The organism is Bradyrhizobium sp. STM 3809 (genome assembly GCF_000239795.1).
Lineage (GTDB): Bacteria > Pseudomonadota > Alphaproteobacteria > Rhizobiales > Xanthobacteraceae > Bradyrhizobium.
Genome location: NZ_CAFJ01000283.1, coordinates 1 through 1,144 on the forward strand (window position 1 = coordinate 1; position 1,144 = coordinate 1,144).

Consider the following 1,144-nt stretch of genomic DNA (forward strand, 5'->3'; position numbering starts at 1 on the left):
ATCCAGCATTCGGTGCGCTCAGACCACTAAAGCTATCTAACGAAATCACGCTGCAAGTTACCAGGTTAAACCATCACTCGAACAAGCTAACTGGCGCCCTCAATAGCCTCGCCGAAATCAACAATCACTTGGTCTGCGGACGCTTTCGACGAGCGGAAGACGCGATTGTCAAACATCGGGATCTATACGGCCTTTCTCTAATTACGCTTAAGAAAGATCTCTTCGCCGCGCTAGATCGCGACGGACTCGCCGGTCTCTCGCGTCGATACAAGCAAATCACTGTTAACTCCCAAAACACGGCATGGGCACTACTAGCCCACTATGCATACGACTTAATAGATCCGACATTTGATCCCACTCGAGCCACGCTTCGATGGCTCCGCTTCGCTGATAATCGAATTGACGAACATCCCTGGTACGCCCGCATTATTCAGGATGAACTACTTACATACTCAGGGAATAACCAGAGCCTCGCATGTGCGCTACTACGTTATAGCACCCTCTCTCTGCTCGACCTCACGATTCTCTTGTGGAGAAAGCAAGCTGCACACCCACTTGACAGCTCGATCCAGAGCCACTTTTCTTCGCTATCTCCGAATCTGAAAAACACCCTCGTCGAACACTTCTCAACCGGAGAGATACCGCTCGCACGCGCCCACAATACGCGGGACACTGGCACACAAGACCTAGAAATTTTCCGTACGAGCTTCTTTTTCGACGATATTGCCTCTGTCGTTCAATGGCGATGCCAACTGAATAGCCTCCTCTTCGCCGAACGACCAGAGACCCGAAACCCAAGAAACAGCGACAACTCGTCGATACTCATCTCGAACGCCAACCGAATCGCTCAAGAGCCCTCATGTGCAATGCACGCGATTACTGAGCTCGACTCTTGGCAAACGACCTTCCTAAGCCAAGAACACGATCTCAAAAGTCGTACATTTCTCACTGCAGCCATTGTCGCCGAAAGTTGCAGACGGATGTTGTCCGGCACGCAAGCTAACTGCGATTCGATAGCCGAATTGCTATCCTCTACTGACGACGTCCAACTGTTCGCCTCAACAGAGACATTCGATGCCTTGCTCGACTCTACTCTTGCAAAATCATCCCCTCTCCTCACGTTTGTGTTGTGGGAATTGCTCTA

Annotated in this window: 1 protein-coding gene; it reads left to right on the plus strand. The window is 50.8% G+C overall.

Going from position 1 to position 1,144, the window contains the following annotated elements; translation table 11 throughout:
- Positions 1–1,144, plus strand: a 1,144-nt coding sequence (locus tag BRAS3809_RS37070) for a hypothetical protein (protein ID WP_210161101.1), incomplete at both ends; no start/stop codon positions are given.